Here is a 15,177-nt window from a genome sequence, read left to right as displayed (position 1 = left end):
CTGCAGCGCAGTGCGTACGTGGTTCTCCACCGTGGTCACCGACACCCCGAGGCGTCGGGCGATGTCGGCCTGGGTCAGGCCCTGCAGGCGATTGAGACGGAAGATGGTACGCGTCGGCTCGGGCAGGTGGCCGGCGGCATCGAGTACGCGCTGCAACTCATCCTGCGCCATCACCTGCTCCTCCGTGGAGATCTGCTCGTCCTCCTGCCACAGGTAGTGCTCGGCCAGCAGGCGGTTGCGGCGCGTCGATTCGCGGCCATGGTCGGTGGCGAGGTTGATGGCCAATCGATAGAGATAGGCGCGCGGATTGTCGATGCTCTGGCTGTTGTCGACCCCGCGCGCCTTGAACCAGACCGCCTGGATCACGTCTTCTGCCCCGCTGTCGCCGCCGAGGATGCGCTGCACGCGCCGCAGCAGTGCCGGTCGTTCGCGGATCAGCAGTTCGGTCAGGGTGACGACGTTGGAGGACATGCGCGGCGACGGAACAGACGGGGGCGGCGCGCATGCTACTCCGTTAATGCGAATAAATCACGTTTGCATTAACGAGGCCGTGCATCAGAGACAGTCTGTCAGGCCGTCATAGACGCTCGTGGTCGTGCCGGGCAGCGGGGCATCAATCGCCTCATGCCCGGAAACCTGCCAGACCTGGAGCAGCTGCTCCAGCCGGGTTGCAGGCGCCAGCGGCAGCGTGCAGGCGTAGGTGCCATGGTCGACGTCGATCCGGCCATCCTTCTGCACCCAGGTTTCGCTGCCAGCGAAGGTCCAGACGCAACTGGCGACCACGCCTGTCGCGCGTTCCACCGAGCAGCGCAGGCGCATGGCCCACAGGTTGTAGTACTGCCCCTCGCAGAACGTGTCGCCACAGACATCATCGAACCCGCGCACCAGCATCCGCTCGGCAGCGAGGAAGCGCTCCCGGCCGGTCGCTGGATCGGGATAGTCACGGGCGTCCACGAACGGCGCCGCCGCCTGCGCGGTTCCGGCCAGCAGCAGACCACAGAGCAGCCATCGTCCCGGGAAAGCACGCATCAGGCGCCCCTCCTCTGCAGGCAATCAGGCAGCACCTCGAACAGACCATGATCGAGCCCGGGCAGCGGCGCCATCAGGCCGTCCGGCGCCTCCAGCGAGGCAAAGAAGGCTTCAACCGGCACCCCGGGCTGCATTTCCACAGGGCAGGTCCAGTGGCCGTTGTCGACTTGTACCTGCCCTGTGTCGGGTTGCACCGCCAGTTCGCTGGCCGCCAGCACCCAGACGCAGCGCTGCACCGTTCCCCGGTGGGCCAGCACGGCGCAGCGGAACTCCATCACCCGGTAGTTGCTGTAATCGCCTTCGCAGAAGGTATCGGCACACACCGCGGCGAATTCGCGGGCGACCGCGTCCTCCAGCGCGAAGGCCCGTTCCCATCCAGCCTCGTCGGCAGGGTAATTGATCAGGTCGACATGCGCCCCACGTGCAAGCGCGGGCAGAGGCGCCAGCAGCAGGACGGCGCAACAGCACCAGCGGTTCCAGTTCATGGCAAGACTCCTTGGTATGGAGCTCCAGCCTGCCGGGGCGGACCGGGGCGAACCCATCGGGGAACCCCGCTCTGGCCCCTCCGTCGGGGGCAAGTGCGCAGGTCGGCGCCGCCCTACCCTGCACAGCGACCGGCAAAGGCATAAAATGGAGAGCTATCCGTCTACATCCCCCACCTGGAGCACACCATGGGTCTGGAACTCGTCTCGCCCGGTAAGAACCCGCCGGAAGAAATCAACGTCATCATCGAGATCCCGAAGGATTCCGAGCCGGTGAAGTACGAAGTGGACAAGGAAACCGGCGCGATCTTCGTCGACCGCATCCTCTCCACCCCGATGCGCTACCCGTGCAACTACGGCTACGTGCCGAGCACCCTGTGCGGCGACGGCGATCCGGCCGACGTGCTGGTGGTACTGCCGCTGCCGCTGGTTCCGGGTTCGGTGGTGCGTTGCCGTCCGGTCGGCGTGCTGAAGATGAGCGATGAGGCAGGCAGCGACGAGAAGATCCTGGCCGTGCCGGTCACCAAGGTGTTCGGCGGCTACGCGCACGTGGAAGACATCGAGCAGGTGTCCAGCCACTGGCTGGAGCGCATCGGCCACTTCTTCGAGCACTACAAGGATCTGGAGAAGGGCAAGTGGGTCAAGCTGGACGGTTGGGGCGGCGCGGCTGAGGCCAAGCAGATCCTGATCGAGGCGCATCAGCGCCACCTCGACAGCAAGGCCTGAGACTGAACAGCATTGCTCCGGCGCACGGCGTCGGAGCGATGCGGGTCACGTTTCATGACGGCGGCACATCACCTTTGCCGCCGTATTAGGTAAATTGCGTCACTTCACACGTCTTCGACATCGACCGTCGAGACAGCCAGGGGAATGTGTCGTGCGTATTCTGCTTGTTGGGGATACAGCCAGCCTGCCGGCTGAGCTGACCGAATTCATTGCCGATCTTGGGGAAGACTGGCAGCCGTTGACCGCCACCGATGGCCATACCGCGATGACCGCGGTCGCCACCCAGGGCGTGGACGCGGTGATCGTCTGCCCGCAGTTGCCCGATCTCAACGCAACCACGTTGCTGGGACAGATCCGCACCTTGCGCCCGGAGACGATCCGCATCGCACTGGTCGATGCACAGCATGGCAACCGGCCGCCGCCGGCACGCCTGATCGGTGTCGCCCATCGCTTCCTGCCATTGCCGTTGGCACCGGAAGTACTGCTGGAAGCACTGACCAGCCTGGAAGAGCTGCGCGAAGTGCTGGACAGCCCGCGCCTGCGCGATGCCATCGGCCGCATCGAGAAGCTGCCCTCGCCACCGCATCTGTACCTGAGCCTGACCCAGGCACTGGAACACGACGACGACGCCGACAGCGCCGATGTTGCCAAGCTGGTCGCCGCCGACCCGGCGATCGCAGCCAAGGTGCTGCAGCTTTCCAATTCGGCGTTCTTCAGCCAGGGCCGCACCATCGCCGACCTGCGCACGGCCGTGACCCGGCTGGGCCTGGCCACGCTGCGTGACCTGGTGCTGGCCAGTGAAGTGTTCTCCGCGCCGACCTTGTCCGGCGCCGAGCGCAACTCGCTGCAGCAGCGTGCCTTGATGGCCTCGCGATTGGCCGCACGCCTGCTGCCCGACTCCAGTGCCGAACTCGGTGCCACCGCCGCACTGCTGGCCGACATCGGCCTGCTGCTGCCGGGTGTACGCAACGAGCGCAGCGAACCCGAGCTGGCGGGCGACGACCGCCCCGGCCATGCCGAAGCCGGCGCCTATCTGCTGGGCCTGTGGGGCCTGCCGATGCCGATCATCGAGGCGGTGGCGTTCCATCTGCAGCCGCAGCGCGCGAACACCCGCAGCTTCTGGGTGACCGGTGCGGTGCACGTGGCGCTGGCACTGGTCAACGGCGATCCGGTGGATGAAGAGTATCTGCAGCGCGCCGGTGTGCTGAACAAGCTGCCGCAGTGGCGCGAGCACGCCAACAGCCTGATGGGACTGGTGCCGAGCGACGCCTGAGGCGTAGCGGCGGACGAGTGTAGAGCGGATGGAGGGCAGGCCGGGTGGCCTGCCCTTTCTCGTTGTGCCGGAACGTTCATCCACGCATGGCGTGGATCTACTGGAAGCGACCGGAGATTCAGCGGCGCGGGGCGTGGATCAGCCTCTGGTGACCGGAGGTTCGTCCGCGCGTGGTGTGAATCAGCCGTTGGTGAGCGGAGGTTCGTCCGCGCGTGGTGTGGATACCCGCGTTGCGTGATCGCGTAAACAAGAAGGGCGAGCCTTGCGGCCCGCCCTCCTTTTTCTGCTGTCACGCTTCGATGGATCAGAAGCGCTGGGTGTACTTCATGTAGTAGTAACGACCGATGTCGAAGCCACCGTAGTACGAGAAGCTCGAGTTCGGCTGGCTGTACATGACCGGGCCTTCGTGGTTGAACACGTTGTTGGCACCGACCGAGACCGTAGCCTGCCACGGCAGGGTGTAACGCACCTGCACATCGTGGAAGGTGTTCGAACCGACCTTGCGGGTCGGCTGGCCCAGGGTGTAGGCCGAGTTGAAGTCAGGCAGGTTGCACTCGGTGTCGTAGGAGCACGGCTCCTTCATGCTCGAGTAGTAACGCACCGCCCAGTTGACGCCCAGGTTGCCCAGGCTCCAATCGACATTCAGGTTCGAACGGACGCGGAAGTTCGCACCCCAGTCGCCGGTTGCCCAGCTGGTGTGCTGCTCGACCGGAGTCTCGGCTTCGTTGTCGCGCTTGTACTCGAGGTAATCGACGTAGGTGGTCTTCCAGTCAACCACGATCTTGCCGAAGGAGAACTCCGGCAGGCGGTACTTGATGCCCAGGTCGTAACCTGCGGTTTCCTGGTAACCACCGTTGATCAGGGTGCGGGTAACGTCGACCACCTGGTTGACGGTGCGGCCTTCGGTACCGCGGCTGAAGCGGTCACACGCCGACGCCACGCCCAGCACGTAGCACTGGTTGAGGATCGAGGTCACCGACTCGGCGGCGATCACGTTGTTGATGCGGATCTTCCACCAGTCCAGGCTGACGTCCAGGCCCTGCACGAAGTTCGGGCTGTAGACCAGGCCAGCCGTCCAGGTCTTGGAGGTTTCCGGCTGCAGTTCCGGGTTGGAACCGGATTCGAAGGCGCTGTAGGACTGGGTGCCCGGGCCGGTCGACTGTGCGCCACCCGAGGTGATCTGGCGGAAGTTCGCCGGAACGCCACGTGCGCCGCAGGCCGCGGCAACCGACGGGTTGCGCGAAGCCGAACCGAAGCTGCTGTCGCACGGATCGGTGTAGGCGTCGAAGGTCTGCGAGGTGCCGCCGTACATGTTGGCGATGTTCGGCGCGCGGAAGCCCGTCGAATAGGTCGCACGCACCAGCAGGTCGTCGATCGGCTTCCACTTCAGGCCGAACTTGCTGTTGATGGTGTCGCCGAAGGTGTTGTAGTCCGAATAGCGACCGGCCATGTCGAGCGACAGTTCCTTGGCGAACGGCATGTCAGCCAGCACCGGAACGTTCAGTTCGACGTAGAACTCGTCGAGCTTGTAGCTGCCCTTGGTCGGCGCGCCGGCCAGGTCGGTGCTCAGGCCCGACTGCAGCAGTGCATCCGGGTTGTACTCACCGCTTTCCTGACGGTGCTCGTAACCGGCGGCGATGGCCAGGTCACCGGCCGGCAGCGTGAACAGCGAACCGGAGATGTTGGCGCTGTAAGCCTTGGTGGTGTTGGTGTAGGTGTCGTGGCTCGGCAGGAACAGGTAGGCCTGCAGTGCCGGGTCAGCCAGCGAACCATTGCCGGTGGAGCCGTACGGTGCGAGCGGGTTCCACGGGGTGCAACCCGCGATCACCTTGCCCGGGGTACCGCAACGGGCAACGTCGCCGTCCATGAAGGACGGGCCGACGGCGTTCTGCACGTTCGGGATGAACAGGTTGCCGGTGCCGGTCTTGACGCCCTTGTTCTGGTTGTAGACGTAACCCACGTCCCAATCCCAGAACTTGTCGGCGAACTCGAACGAACCTTCCAGGCCGGCCGAGAAGCGGAAGGTTTCCTGCTCGGATTCGGTCTGGCGCGGGAACTCGGAGGTGCGACGGATGAAGTTCGCGTCCTTGCCCAGCGGGTTGTAGATGCTGTCGCCCGACAGCGGGGTGCCGTAGACCTCGGACTGGTACGGGTAGCCGGCAATCTGCGAAGTCGCGGTGCGCTTGGTGTACAGCACGTTCGCGGTAGCGCGGATGTTGTCGGTCAGATCGTAGTTGCCGTTGGCGAACACCGAGCGACGGGTCAACTTGTTCTGCAGCCACATTTCCTGGCTGGCATTGGTGTAGTCGGCGGTGCCGAACTCACGGAAGTCGCCCATGCCGTTGCCGGCACCGGTATTGGCACGGGTGTACCAGATATCGTCGTTGGCGTTCTTCGGGGTGCCCATGTCGTCGATCAGCACGCCATGGTTGGATGCCGGCGACCAGCCATTGGCATCGTCGTCGGTGGGGAACGGATGGAAGCGACCGTTCGGGTAGCGGCTGAAGGAGCGATCCTTGGCCTGGACCTCGTCTTCCTTGCTGTACTCGGCGCCGAAGGTGATCGAACCGCGCTCACCGGTCTGGCCGTAGACGAAGTTGTAGACCTGCTTCTGGCCGTCGCCCTGGCCGTACTGGCCACCGTAGACGCTGGCTTCCAGGCCGTCGAAGTTCTTGCGGGTGATGATGTTGACCACGCCGGCGATGGCGTCGGAACCATAGATGGCCGAGGCGCCATCGGTCAGCACTTCGATGCGCTCCACGACCGAGGTCGGGATCGAGGCCAGATCGGTGTAACCACCGGTGCTGGTGCCCATGCGCTTGCCGTCCAGCAGCACCAGGGTGCGCTCCGGGCCGAGGTTGCGCAGGTCGACGTACTGGCCGCCGACTTCTTCGCCCGAGGTCAGGGCATCGGCGCGGCTGATCGCCGGCGAACCGGTGGCCGACAGGTTCTGCACGATGTCGGCAACGCTGGTGAAGCCCTGCTTTTCAATGTCGGCGCGCTGCAGCGCGATCACCGGCTGTGCGGTTTCCATGCTCGCCTGGCGGATGCGCGAACCGGTGACCGAAATGCGGTCCAGGTCGGTCGTGCCGCCGGCAGCTGCGTCCTGCGCCGAAGCGAAGGACGGTGCCAAGGCAAGCGCAATGCCGGCTGGCAGCAAGCCGAGCCGCACTGCGGGAATACGAACGTTCATCAATCTCTCCAAGGTACGTGTTAGTAGCGTGTTAAAACGCCGTAGCACGTTACGATTGCGTTGCAGCGCTGTATTTGCGCGACACAACCGGAGACTTTGCGGAGTGTGGCGGAAGCTGTCCGTCGTTCTCGCGGAAGCGCGAGGCGGACTGGCCGTAACGGGCGCGGAAGGCACGCGCGAAGCTGCAGCAGTTGTCGAAACCGCTGGCGGCAGCGACTTCGCCGACCATCATGTCGGTGTCGCGCAGCAGATCGGCTGCGCGCTCAAGGCGCAAGCGTGCCGAAAGCGACTGCGGACTTTCCTCGTACAGGCTCTGGAACGTCTTGGAGAGATACCAGCTGGAGAAGTTGGTCAGCTCGGCCAGTTCGCCGATGCGCACCACACGGTGGCTGTTGCCTTCCAGATACAGGCGCGCGCGCTGCATGCGACCGAACACCTGGCGCTTGCGACTGCGCGAGCGGCCCGGGCAACGCTGTACGTTGTCGGCCAGGCTGCGCTGCAGACCGGCCAGATGCAGCAGCAACGGACGCAGTGCCTGCGCCGGCTGTCCGCTGGCGAGGGCGTCACGCCACAGGCGCAGTGCCACGCGTGCATCGGCCCGGTTCATCAGGCCGCGACCGGCGTACAGCCCGCAATCGGCCATCTCGGTCAGCACGCGCAGCGCCTCGACGTTCAGGTTCATGCCCACGCACAAGCCGTTGCGTCCGGCCTGGACCAGCGGCCTGGACTCCTTCTCGAACGCGATCCACTCGCCCTGGCGAAGGCGGAACCGCCCTTCCTTGGCTTCCACCCACGAGGTACCGCGCACCTGCATCCAGACGCTGAAGCTGGTGCCGGCGGTCTGCAGGCTGCCGAGGCGGGCAACGCCCATGCAGGTCGGCGCGACATCGTCGATCGCCTTGTCCAGGGATACGGTTTGGCCACGATCGGCCAGCGAGAGTTGACGCATGAGGGCACCACGGATTTGCCAAGTACAGGCCTCCGTTTTGCCAAATCAGGCGGCAGCGCGTCAGGAAAGACTGCCGAGATCGCCACGAATTCGCGGCGAGATCGTCACGAAGAAGTTACGAAGGCCCTTTCTCGTTCAATATCAGCAACTTGGAGAATGCAGGGAACAGCGCGGGCGGTTGTTCGGGCAGTCGCATCACGCCGATGTCGGCGCCATCGCTGATGGCCAAGGCCAGGTACAGGTTGTTTCCGTCGGCGCTGGCGCTGAGTCCATTGCCCGCGCTCAGGCGCTGGGCGTCCAGGCAGCGCTCCGCTTCTTCGCGCCCGGACTGGATACGGACCAGGGTCGTGCCGCAGCTGGCACTGCTGCCGAGGTAGTCGATGCTGCCGTTGCCGGCCACGGTCCAGGTCCGGTAGCGCCAACGGCTGGGCCGGTCCTCGCTGACCTGCTGCACGCTGGCAGGGGTCAACGCCGCGTCCACCGACCACAGCCCGCCGGCCGCCAGCCGGGTGAACAGCACCCGCCCGGTACTGCGGTCGAAACGCGCCTGCGACACGCCCTCCAGGCTGGCCAACCGCCGCCAAGGCTGCGTGCTGCGATCGAACAGGCTCAACCGGGTGTGCTGGTCGGCATCACGTTCAACCACCAGCAGTTCCTCCGCATCGGCGCCGTACAACGCCTGCAACGGCTGCTCGGCGGGCACTGGAAGGCGATGCAGCTGCTCATCGCGTGGTGCAATCTCGTAGACAACCGCTTCCCCATGCTCATCGCGGCCCACCACCAGCAGATGCCGGCTGTCGTCCGACCAGTCGGGCGCCTGCCGTGCTTCCGGCTTCAGCCCTTCGATCGGCCGCAACGACTCTGGCCGCTGCATGTCGGCCCACCACAGCGCAAAGCTGCCGGAACGATCGGAACTGAACACCAGTTGCCGTCCATCCGGCGCCACCATCGGTTGCCCATCACGGCCGCTGGAGGCGAACAGACGCTCACCTGCACCGCCCTGCGCAGGCATCCTGAACACGCCGAACTGCGCGCGCCGATGCACGAATGCCAGCATGTCGCCGCGACGGGAGACGGCCGGCCACTGCGCATCGTCGAGCCCGGCGTCGCGCAGCGTGCGGCGCTCGACGTCGAGGTAGTACAGGCGTGCTTCGCTGTCCACGCGGCGACCGAACACGATATGTCGACCGTCGCCCAGCCATGCCCAACCGCGCAGCTCGGCCGATTCGGTCGTCAACTGTTCGGGCGTGCCGCCGCTGGCCGGCATCCGCCACAGGTCGCCCAGCTGAGGGTTGCGGACAAACACCAGCCATTTGCCATCCGGGGAATAGCGCGGGGCGTAGTCGAAATCATCCTCGTCGACCGCGTAGTCCAGCGCCCGCCATTGGCCGGTGGCCAGATCGAGCACGCGGATGCCGCGATGGGCATAACGACCGACCATGCTGCCGAAGACCAGGCCACGGCCATCGGGCGTCCAGTCGAAACTAAGCAGTTCGGTGCCGTCGCAGCGCGTGGCCTGGCGCACAGCGCCGCCGGTGGCGCTGGCGATCAACACCTGGCAGCTGGCATCGGCACCAAAGCGGGCGAAGGCGATTTCGCGGCCATCAGGCGACCAGTTCGGGAAACGGTCGCTGGCACCTGCCGGCGGCGAAAGCAGCTGGCGAGAGGGTGCGTTGCCGGAGGTCTGCACCTTGATGGCGTTGCCGCCCTTGCCATCGTCGTTGGCGCCTTCGTAGGCGACCTGCGATCCGTCAGGCGAAAGTGTGGGATAGGTCTCAAAACCGGCCGTGGCAGTAATCAAACGATACGGCCGCTCAGGGCTTCCGATCACCCGCGTGCCGTTCTCCACAGCCGCATCCACCGGAGAATTCACCGGTGCCGGACGGCGCAGCAGCAGTACGCTCAACACCACCAGCGCCAGCAGCATCACCACGCCCAGCGCCAGCAGCAGGCGACGGCGGAGGCGCCGCCAGCGGCGGCTGCCGCGTTCAACCACGGGCGCGCCGAGGGGGGCCACGGCATTCGGCGCAGGCAGCTGCGGTGCAGACGATTCCTCTGCAGCAGCGATCACATCGGTCTCGTGGTCCGCCAGCGGCTGCACCGGCACCAGCAAGCGGTAGCCGGTCTTGGCAATGGTCTCGATGTACGCCTGGCCGTTGTCGTCGTCGACGCTGAACGCCTTGCGCAGCTGGGTAACCGCCTGGGTCAGCACATCGTTGGTCGGCAGCGTGTCCGGCCACACTTCGGCGAACAGCTCGTCACGGGTTACCACTCGTCCCGGCTGTCGCATCAACATGCGCAGCACGCCCAGCGACTTGGGCGTCAAACGTCGCGTACGGCGCGCACCCGCAACTTCAACCTCACGCGAGGACAAAGTAACGATGCACTCGCCGACGCGGACGCGGTCGGATTCAGGCGACTGGATTTCGCTGTTTATCATTCGTTGCTATGGGGTTGAAACAGGCCGCGAACACTGTTCACCATCGATCCCTTCCCATCCTTGGCACAGCAAGAAGCCAGATTCCGCACAAAGCATCGGCGCATACCGCAAAAAAAACGAAGCCTCCGGATATTAGCCTATGCGGGTTACCTCGCCTATCGCGTGGTCGACATCAGGCTCTCTCTCGCCGACGCATTCACATAATAAGCATCATCATTCGCGCCCTTTCGGGCGCGATATTTTTATCTGGCGTTCATTTTCAGAAGCGTTTCAGCATGGTCAGGCCGACCAGCCGCGAAACCACCAGCGCTACATACATGACGCCGGAAAACTGCTCCAGCATGACCAGCGCGCGGGCCTGCGGATGCAGTGGTACGACATCACTCAGCCCGACTCCGGACAATAAGCTGAAGCTCAGATAAAGCAGCTCCATCCACGTGCGCTGCGCTCCACCCGTGGCGCCCTGGAAACTGCCCGGATACCACTGCTGACATACGGCAAAGGTAAAAGCGAACGCCCATGCCAACAGCGTGAACGTGGCACCGGCGGCGAACAGCTCGTCGCGGGTCACCTTGTGGTCCTGCAGCATGTAAGCGATCAGCGCACCAGCGGTATAGAAATACAGCAGGCTTTCCAGCAGTTGTGCGGTGATGCCCAGTGCAGGCCGGTCGAGCAGGGCCGCGGATAGGGAAAACACCACCGCCGGAATGGCCAGCACCAACGCCAGCCAGGTTCCCAGCGGGCTGCGCTGCACCACCCACAGGGCCAGGCCGAGCACGGCCATGCCGAACACCCCTACTGCCGCGCGCCCGGCAGCGGTTTCGTCCAACGCCGGGTACAGCAGTACCGACAGCAGTTGAGCCCCGAGCAGCCAGGCAGAGGGATGACGGCGGGCGATGGCCAGCCAGCGGGTGGTCACGGCAATGGGCATGGTTCCTTGTCCCCGGGGAACGATGGGCCGAGGATAGCGGCATGTCCGTGAGATGGGTGATGGGATGACGCCGGGCATGACCCGGCGCTGCCCCTCTGCGATCAGCTCTGCTGGTAGACCTCGGCGCCGGCTGCACGGAACTGTTCGGACTTCTCCTGCATGCCCTTCTCGGCGTACTCGCGCACGTCCTGGGTGATCTTCATCGAGCAGAAGTGCGGGCCGCACATCGAACAGAAATGGGCCAGCTTGTGCGCGTCCTTGGGCAGCGTCTCGTCGTGGAATTCCTTGGCCTTCTCCGGGTCCAGGCCGAGGTGGAACTGGTCTTCCCAGCGGAATTCGAAGCGTGCCTTGCTCAGCGCGTTGTCACGCACCTGCGCACCCGGATGCCCCTTGGCCAGATCAGCAGCGTGGGCGGCAATGCGATAGGCCATGATGCCGTCGCGCACGTCCTGGCGGTTGGGCAGGCCCAGGTGCTCCTTCGGCGTGACATAGCAGAGCATCGCGGTACCGAACCAGCCGATCATCGCCGCGCCGATCGCGCTGGTGATGTGGTCGTAGCCCGGCGCGATGTCGGTGGTCAGCGGGCCGAGCGTGTAAAACGGTGCCTCGCCGCACTCGCGCAGCTGCTTGTCCATGTTCTCCTTGATCAACTGCATCGGTACGTGGCCGGGGCCTTCGATCATGGTCTGCACGTCGTGCTTCCAGGCAATCTTCGTCAACTCGCCCAGCGTTTCCAGCTCGCCGAACTGCGCCGCATCGTTGGCATCGGCGATGCAGCCCGGACGCAGGCCATCACCCAGCGAGAAGGTCACGTCGTATGCCTTCATGATTTCGCAGATGTCTTCGAAATGCGTGTAGAGGAAGTTTTCCTTGTGGTGGGCCAGGCACCACTTGGCCATGATCGAGCCGCCGCGACTGACGATCCCGGTAACCCGCTTGGCGGTGAGTGGCACGTAGCGCAGCAGCACGCCGGCATGGATGGTGAAGTAGTCCACGCCCTGCTCGGCCTGTTCGATCAGGGTGTCGCGGAAGATCTCCCAGGTCAGGGCTTCGGCGCGGCCGTCGACCTTCTCCAGCGCCTGGTAGATCGGCACCGTACCGATCGCCACCGGCGAATTGCGGATGATCCACTCGCGCGTTTCGTGGATGTGCTTGCCGGTGGACAGGTCCATCACCGTGTCGCCACCCCAGCGGATCGCCCACACCAGCTTTTCCACTTCCTCGGCAATACCCGAGGACACCGCGCTGTTGCCGATGTTGGCGTTGATCTTGGTGAGGAAGTTGCGGCCGATGATCATCGGCTCGCTTTCCGGGTGATTGATGTTGTTGGGCAGCACCGCGCGGCCGCGGGCGATTTCCTCGCGCACGAATTCCGGGGTGATGATGTGCTGGATCGATGCGCCGAAGGATTCACCGGGGTGCTGCTGCAGCAACCCGGCATCGCGGATCGCCTCCAGCCGCTGGTTTTCGCGGATGGCGACGAATTCCATTTCCGGGGTAATGATGCCGCGGCGCGCGTAGTGCATCTGGGTGACGTTGGCACCGGCCTGCGCGCGGCGTGGCAGGCTGCGCGCGGGGAAACGCACCGGGTCCAGCTTGGGATCGTGCTCGCGCGCACGGCCGAACGAAGAGCTGAGGCCATCCAGCTGTTCGGTGTCGTTGCGCTCCTCCACCCAGCTGCGACGTAGTGCCGGCAGGCCGACAGACAGGTCGATGCGCACGTCCGGATCGGTGTACGGGCCGGAGGTGTCGTAGACGGTGACCGGTGCGTTCTCTTCGCCACCGAACACGGTGGGCGTGCGGGTCAGCGCGATCTCGCGCATCGGCACCTGCAGGTCCGGCCGCGAGCCGGGCACGTGGATCTTGCGCGAGCCGGGTATGGGCCGGGTCACGGACTCGGAGAGTTGCTGGGCCTGTTGCTGCAGGGCAGAGAGCTGTGCGTTCATCGGGCATCGTCCAGGAAGGTCAGGGACGAAGCGGCGGCGCACTGCACCCGTGCCCGGACGGCACCAAGGTGGTCCTTGGGCGGGATCGGGGTACGGCTGCATTGCAAAGCTTCCCTACGCCGGTATGAGCCGGATCAGGTTCCAAGGGACTATCTCAACCGTGGCCACAAGGCCGCGGTACCCCCGCTTCTTGGTGCGCATTAGAGCATAGAAACCACTCGGTCCCCCTCGCCGTTCATCCACGCATGGCGTGGATCTACTGCACCCGCGTTAACAGAACCGTGACGTCGCATTCAGTAACGTGCACGCGCACCGCACCGTTGCAAGCGGTGCTTTCCCTGCCGCCATCGCGGCTCATGTCCGGTGTGCGCACGCTGTCGCCGGCCTACTCCCTGCAAGCTTTCGCTCGCTCCCCTCAATCCCTTGATCGGAGAAGCTCCTTCATGGTGTTTCGTATTTCCATCGCACTGGTGCTTGCCCTGGTGCTGCTGGCCGGCCTCGCGCCCGGCCCCTTCAATACCGTCGTGCAGGCGGCGCTGGGCGATGTTATCCGCAGCGTCGGTTGGCTGTACCTGCTGGTCGTATTCCTGGCACTGGTATTCCTGATGTACCTGGCGTTCGGCCGCTTCGGCAACCTGCGCATCGGTGGCGAAGACGCCGAGCCCGAGTTCTCGCGCGCCAGCTGGATGTCGATGCTGTTCGCTGCCGGCATGGGCATCGGCCTGGTGTTCTGGGGAGCTGCCGAGCCGATCTCGCACTTCACCAAGCCACCTGAAGGCATTGAACCGCAGAGCATGGACGCGGCGCGTGCCGCCATGCGCTATGTGTTCTTCCACTGGGGCCTGCATCCGTGGGCCATCTATGCGCTGATCGGGCTGGCGATGGCCTGGTTCCAGTTCAACCGTAACGGCGGTGGTCAGATCAGCGACATGCTGCAGCCGATCATCGGCCGCCACCATCGCGGTTGGATCGGAAAGGTGGTCAACATCTCCGCCGTGGTCGCCACGGCGGTCGGCGTGGCCACGGCACTGGGTTTCGGCACGGTACAGATCGCCGCCGGCGTAGAACGGGTGTTCGGGCTGCACGCAGGCATACCGCTGCAGCTGACCATCATCGCAGTGGCGTTCGTGCTGTACATGGCCTCATCACTGAGCGGCGTCGGGCGTGGCATGAAGTGGCTTTCCAACGTCAATCTGGTGCTGGCGGCATTGCTGCTGGCACTGGTGCTGGTGCTCGGCCCGACCGGCGCCATCTTCAATACCTTCACCACCACGCTGGGTTCCTACCTCAACCAGTTGGTGACCATGAGCCTGCGCATGTCGCCGTTCTCGTCCAGCACCTGGGTAGCGGACTGGACGATCTTCTACTGGGCATGGTGGATTTCGTGGGCACCGTTCGTCGGTTCCTTCATCGCGCGCATCTCGCGCGGCCGCAGCGTTCGCGAATTCGTGGTGGGCGTGGTGCTTGCGCCCACCCTGCTCGGCTTCTTCTGGTTCTCGGTCTTCGGTGGCACCGCGATCTGGTCGCAGATCTTCGGCCACGCCGATCTGGTGCAGGCGCTGGGCAACGGCTATGAGACGGTGCTGTTCACCCTGTTCGACAGCCTGCCACTGCCCTTACTGCTGTCGAGCCTCGCATTGGTGCTGTTGATGATCTTCTTCGTGACATCGGCCGATTCGGCGGTGCTGGTACTGGCCACGATGTCCACCGACGATGCGGGCGAGCCATCGCGCAGGCACAAGATTGCGTGGGGTGTGGGCATCGCATTGATCGCGGGCGCGTTGCTGCTGGCCGGTGGTCTGGAGGCGCTGCAGGGAATGATCACGATCGCGGCATTGCCGTTCGCGCTGCTGATGGTGCTGGTGATGGTGTCGCTGTACCGGGTGCTGGACCAGGAGTACACGCGGGAGCGCCGGCAGACACAGCGCCAGCGGCGCATGATCGATGCGTGGATCGCACGGGAGATGGCGGCGCAGGAAGAGACCCAGGCGGAGGCGGCGCGCGCGCAGGATTCGGATTGAGGGTGTTTTGCAGCCTGCGGCTGCACCGCATTTCTCAAGCAACGGCAAGTGCAACTTCAAAAGCCAAAGCGGCTCTGGGTTACTGCTGGCTGGGCGAGGCGGTGTGGGTGGGCAGGACACGCCGTAAACCCATCCCTGGGGGCTCGATGGCGCCATCCATGGCGCCAACGGTCCTGCCCACCCACAC

Annotated in this window: 11 protein-coding genes and 1 riboswitch; of the genes, 3 read left to right on the top strand and 8 right to left on the bottom strand. The window is 64.9% G+C overall.

Annotated elements, in window-relative coordinates:
• The 3 genes from DBR20_RS10845 to DBR20_RS10835 form a co-directional block, all read right to left on the bottom strand.
• The coding region (locus DBR20_RS10845; RefSeq protein ID WP_108266184.1) for an RNA polymerase sigma factor at positions 1-471 on the bottom strand (471 nt) is incomplete at its 3' end.
• Positions 472-555: 84 nt separating this feature from the next.
• Positions 556-1,029 (bottom strand): hypothetical protein, encoded by a 474-nt coding sequence (locus DBR20_RS10840; RefSeq protein ID WP_108266183.1) that lies wholly within the window; start codon positions 1,027-1,029, stop codon positions 556-558.
• Positions 1,029-1,514 carry a hypothetical protein gene (locus DBR20_RS10835; protein ID WP_108266182.1) on the bottom strand — a complete coding sequence of 162 codons (486 nt, stop codon included), beginning with the start codon at positions 1,512-1,514 and terminating at the stop codon, positions 1,029-1,031. Before DBR20_RS10835 ends, DBR20_RS10840 begins: the two co-directional genes overlap by 1 nt.
• Positions 1,515-1,700: 186 nt before the next feature.
• Between DBR20_RS10835 and ppa the strand changes: the two genes are divergently transcribed.
• Positions 1,701-2,237 carry an inorganic diphosphatase gene (ppa, locus tag DBR20_RS10830; RefSeq protein ID WP_025874161.1) on the top strand — a complete coding sequence of 179 codons (537 nt, stop codon included), beginning with the start codon at positions 1,701-1,703 and terminating at the stop codon, positions 2,235-2,237.
• 151 nt (positions 2,238-2,388) lie between these two features.
• A complete protein-coding gene (locus DBR20_RS10825; protein WP_089236713.1) occupies positions 2,389-3,510 on the top strand; it encodes an HDOD domain-containing protein in 1,122 nt (373 codons plus the stop codon).
• Positions 3,511-3,814: 304 nt separating this feature from the next.
• Here DBR20_RS10825 and DBR20_RS10820 read toward each other — a convergent pair whose 3' ends face one another.
• From DBR20_RS10820 to thiC, 5 genes are all read right to left on the bottom strand, one after another.
• On the bottom strand, positions 3,815-6,703 hold the full coding sequence (locus tag DBR20_RS10820; RefSeq protein WP_181393068.1) for a TonB-dependent receptor: 2,889 nt from the start codon (positions 6,701-6,703) through the stop codon (positions 3,815-3,817).
• 49 nt (positions 6,704-6,752) lie between these two features.
• Positions 6,753-7,652, bottom strand: coding sequence for a helix-turn-helix transcriptional regulator (locus DBR20_RS10815; protein ID WP_108266180.1), 900 nt, complete (start codon positions 7,650-7,652; stop codon positions 6,753-6,755).
• Between the two features lie 115 nt (positions 7,653-7,767).
• Positions 7,768-10,092: a winged helix-turn-helix domain-containing protein gene (locus DBR20_RS10810; RefSeq protein ID WP_108266179.1), complete on the bottom strand. Its 2,325-nt coding sequence runs from the start codon at positions 10,090-10,092 to the stop codon at positions 7,768-7,770.
• A 259-nt stretch (positions 10,093-10,351) separates the two neighbouring features.
• Complete coding sequence (locus DBR20_RS10805; protein ID WP_108266178.1) at positions 10,352-11,023, bottom strand: ion channel; 672 nt, start codon at positions 11,021-11,023, stop codon at positions 10,352-10,354.
• Positions 11,024-11,124: 101 nt separating this feature from the next.
• On the bottom strand, positions 11,125-12,969 hold the full coding sequence (gene thiC / locus DBR20_RS10800) for a phosphomethylpyrimidine synthase ThiC (protein ID WP_108266177.1): 1,845 nt from the start codon (positions 12,967-12,969) through the stop codon (positions 11,125-11,127).
• Positions 12,970-13,062: 93 nt separating this feature from the next.
• Positions 13,063-13,164: riboswitch (TPP riboswitch) on the bottom strand.
• A 248-nt stretch (positions 13,165-13,412) separates the two neighbouring features.
• Here thiC and DBR20_RS10795 point away from each other — a divergent pair.
• Positions 13,413-14,990: a BCCT family transporter gene (locus DBR20_RS10795; RefSeq protein ID WP_108266176.1), complete on the top strand. Its 1,578-nt coding sequence runs from the start codon at positions 13,413-13,415 to the stop codon at positions 14,988-14,990.
• Positions 14,991-15,177 lie beyond the last annotated feature (187 nt).

It is taken from the genome of Stenotrophomonas sp. HMWF023, assembly GCF_003060985.1.
Taxonomy (GTDB): domain Bacteria; phylum Pseudomonadota; class Gammaproteobacteria; order Xanthomonadales; family Xanthomonadaceae; genus Stenotrophomonas; species Stenotrophomonas lactitubi.
This window is presented reverse-complemented; position numbering and strand designations above follow the sequence as displayed.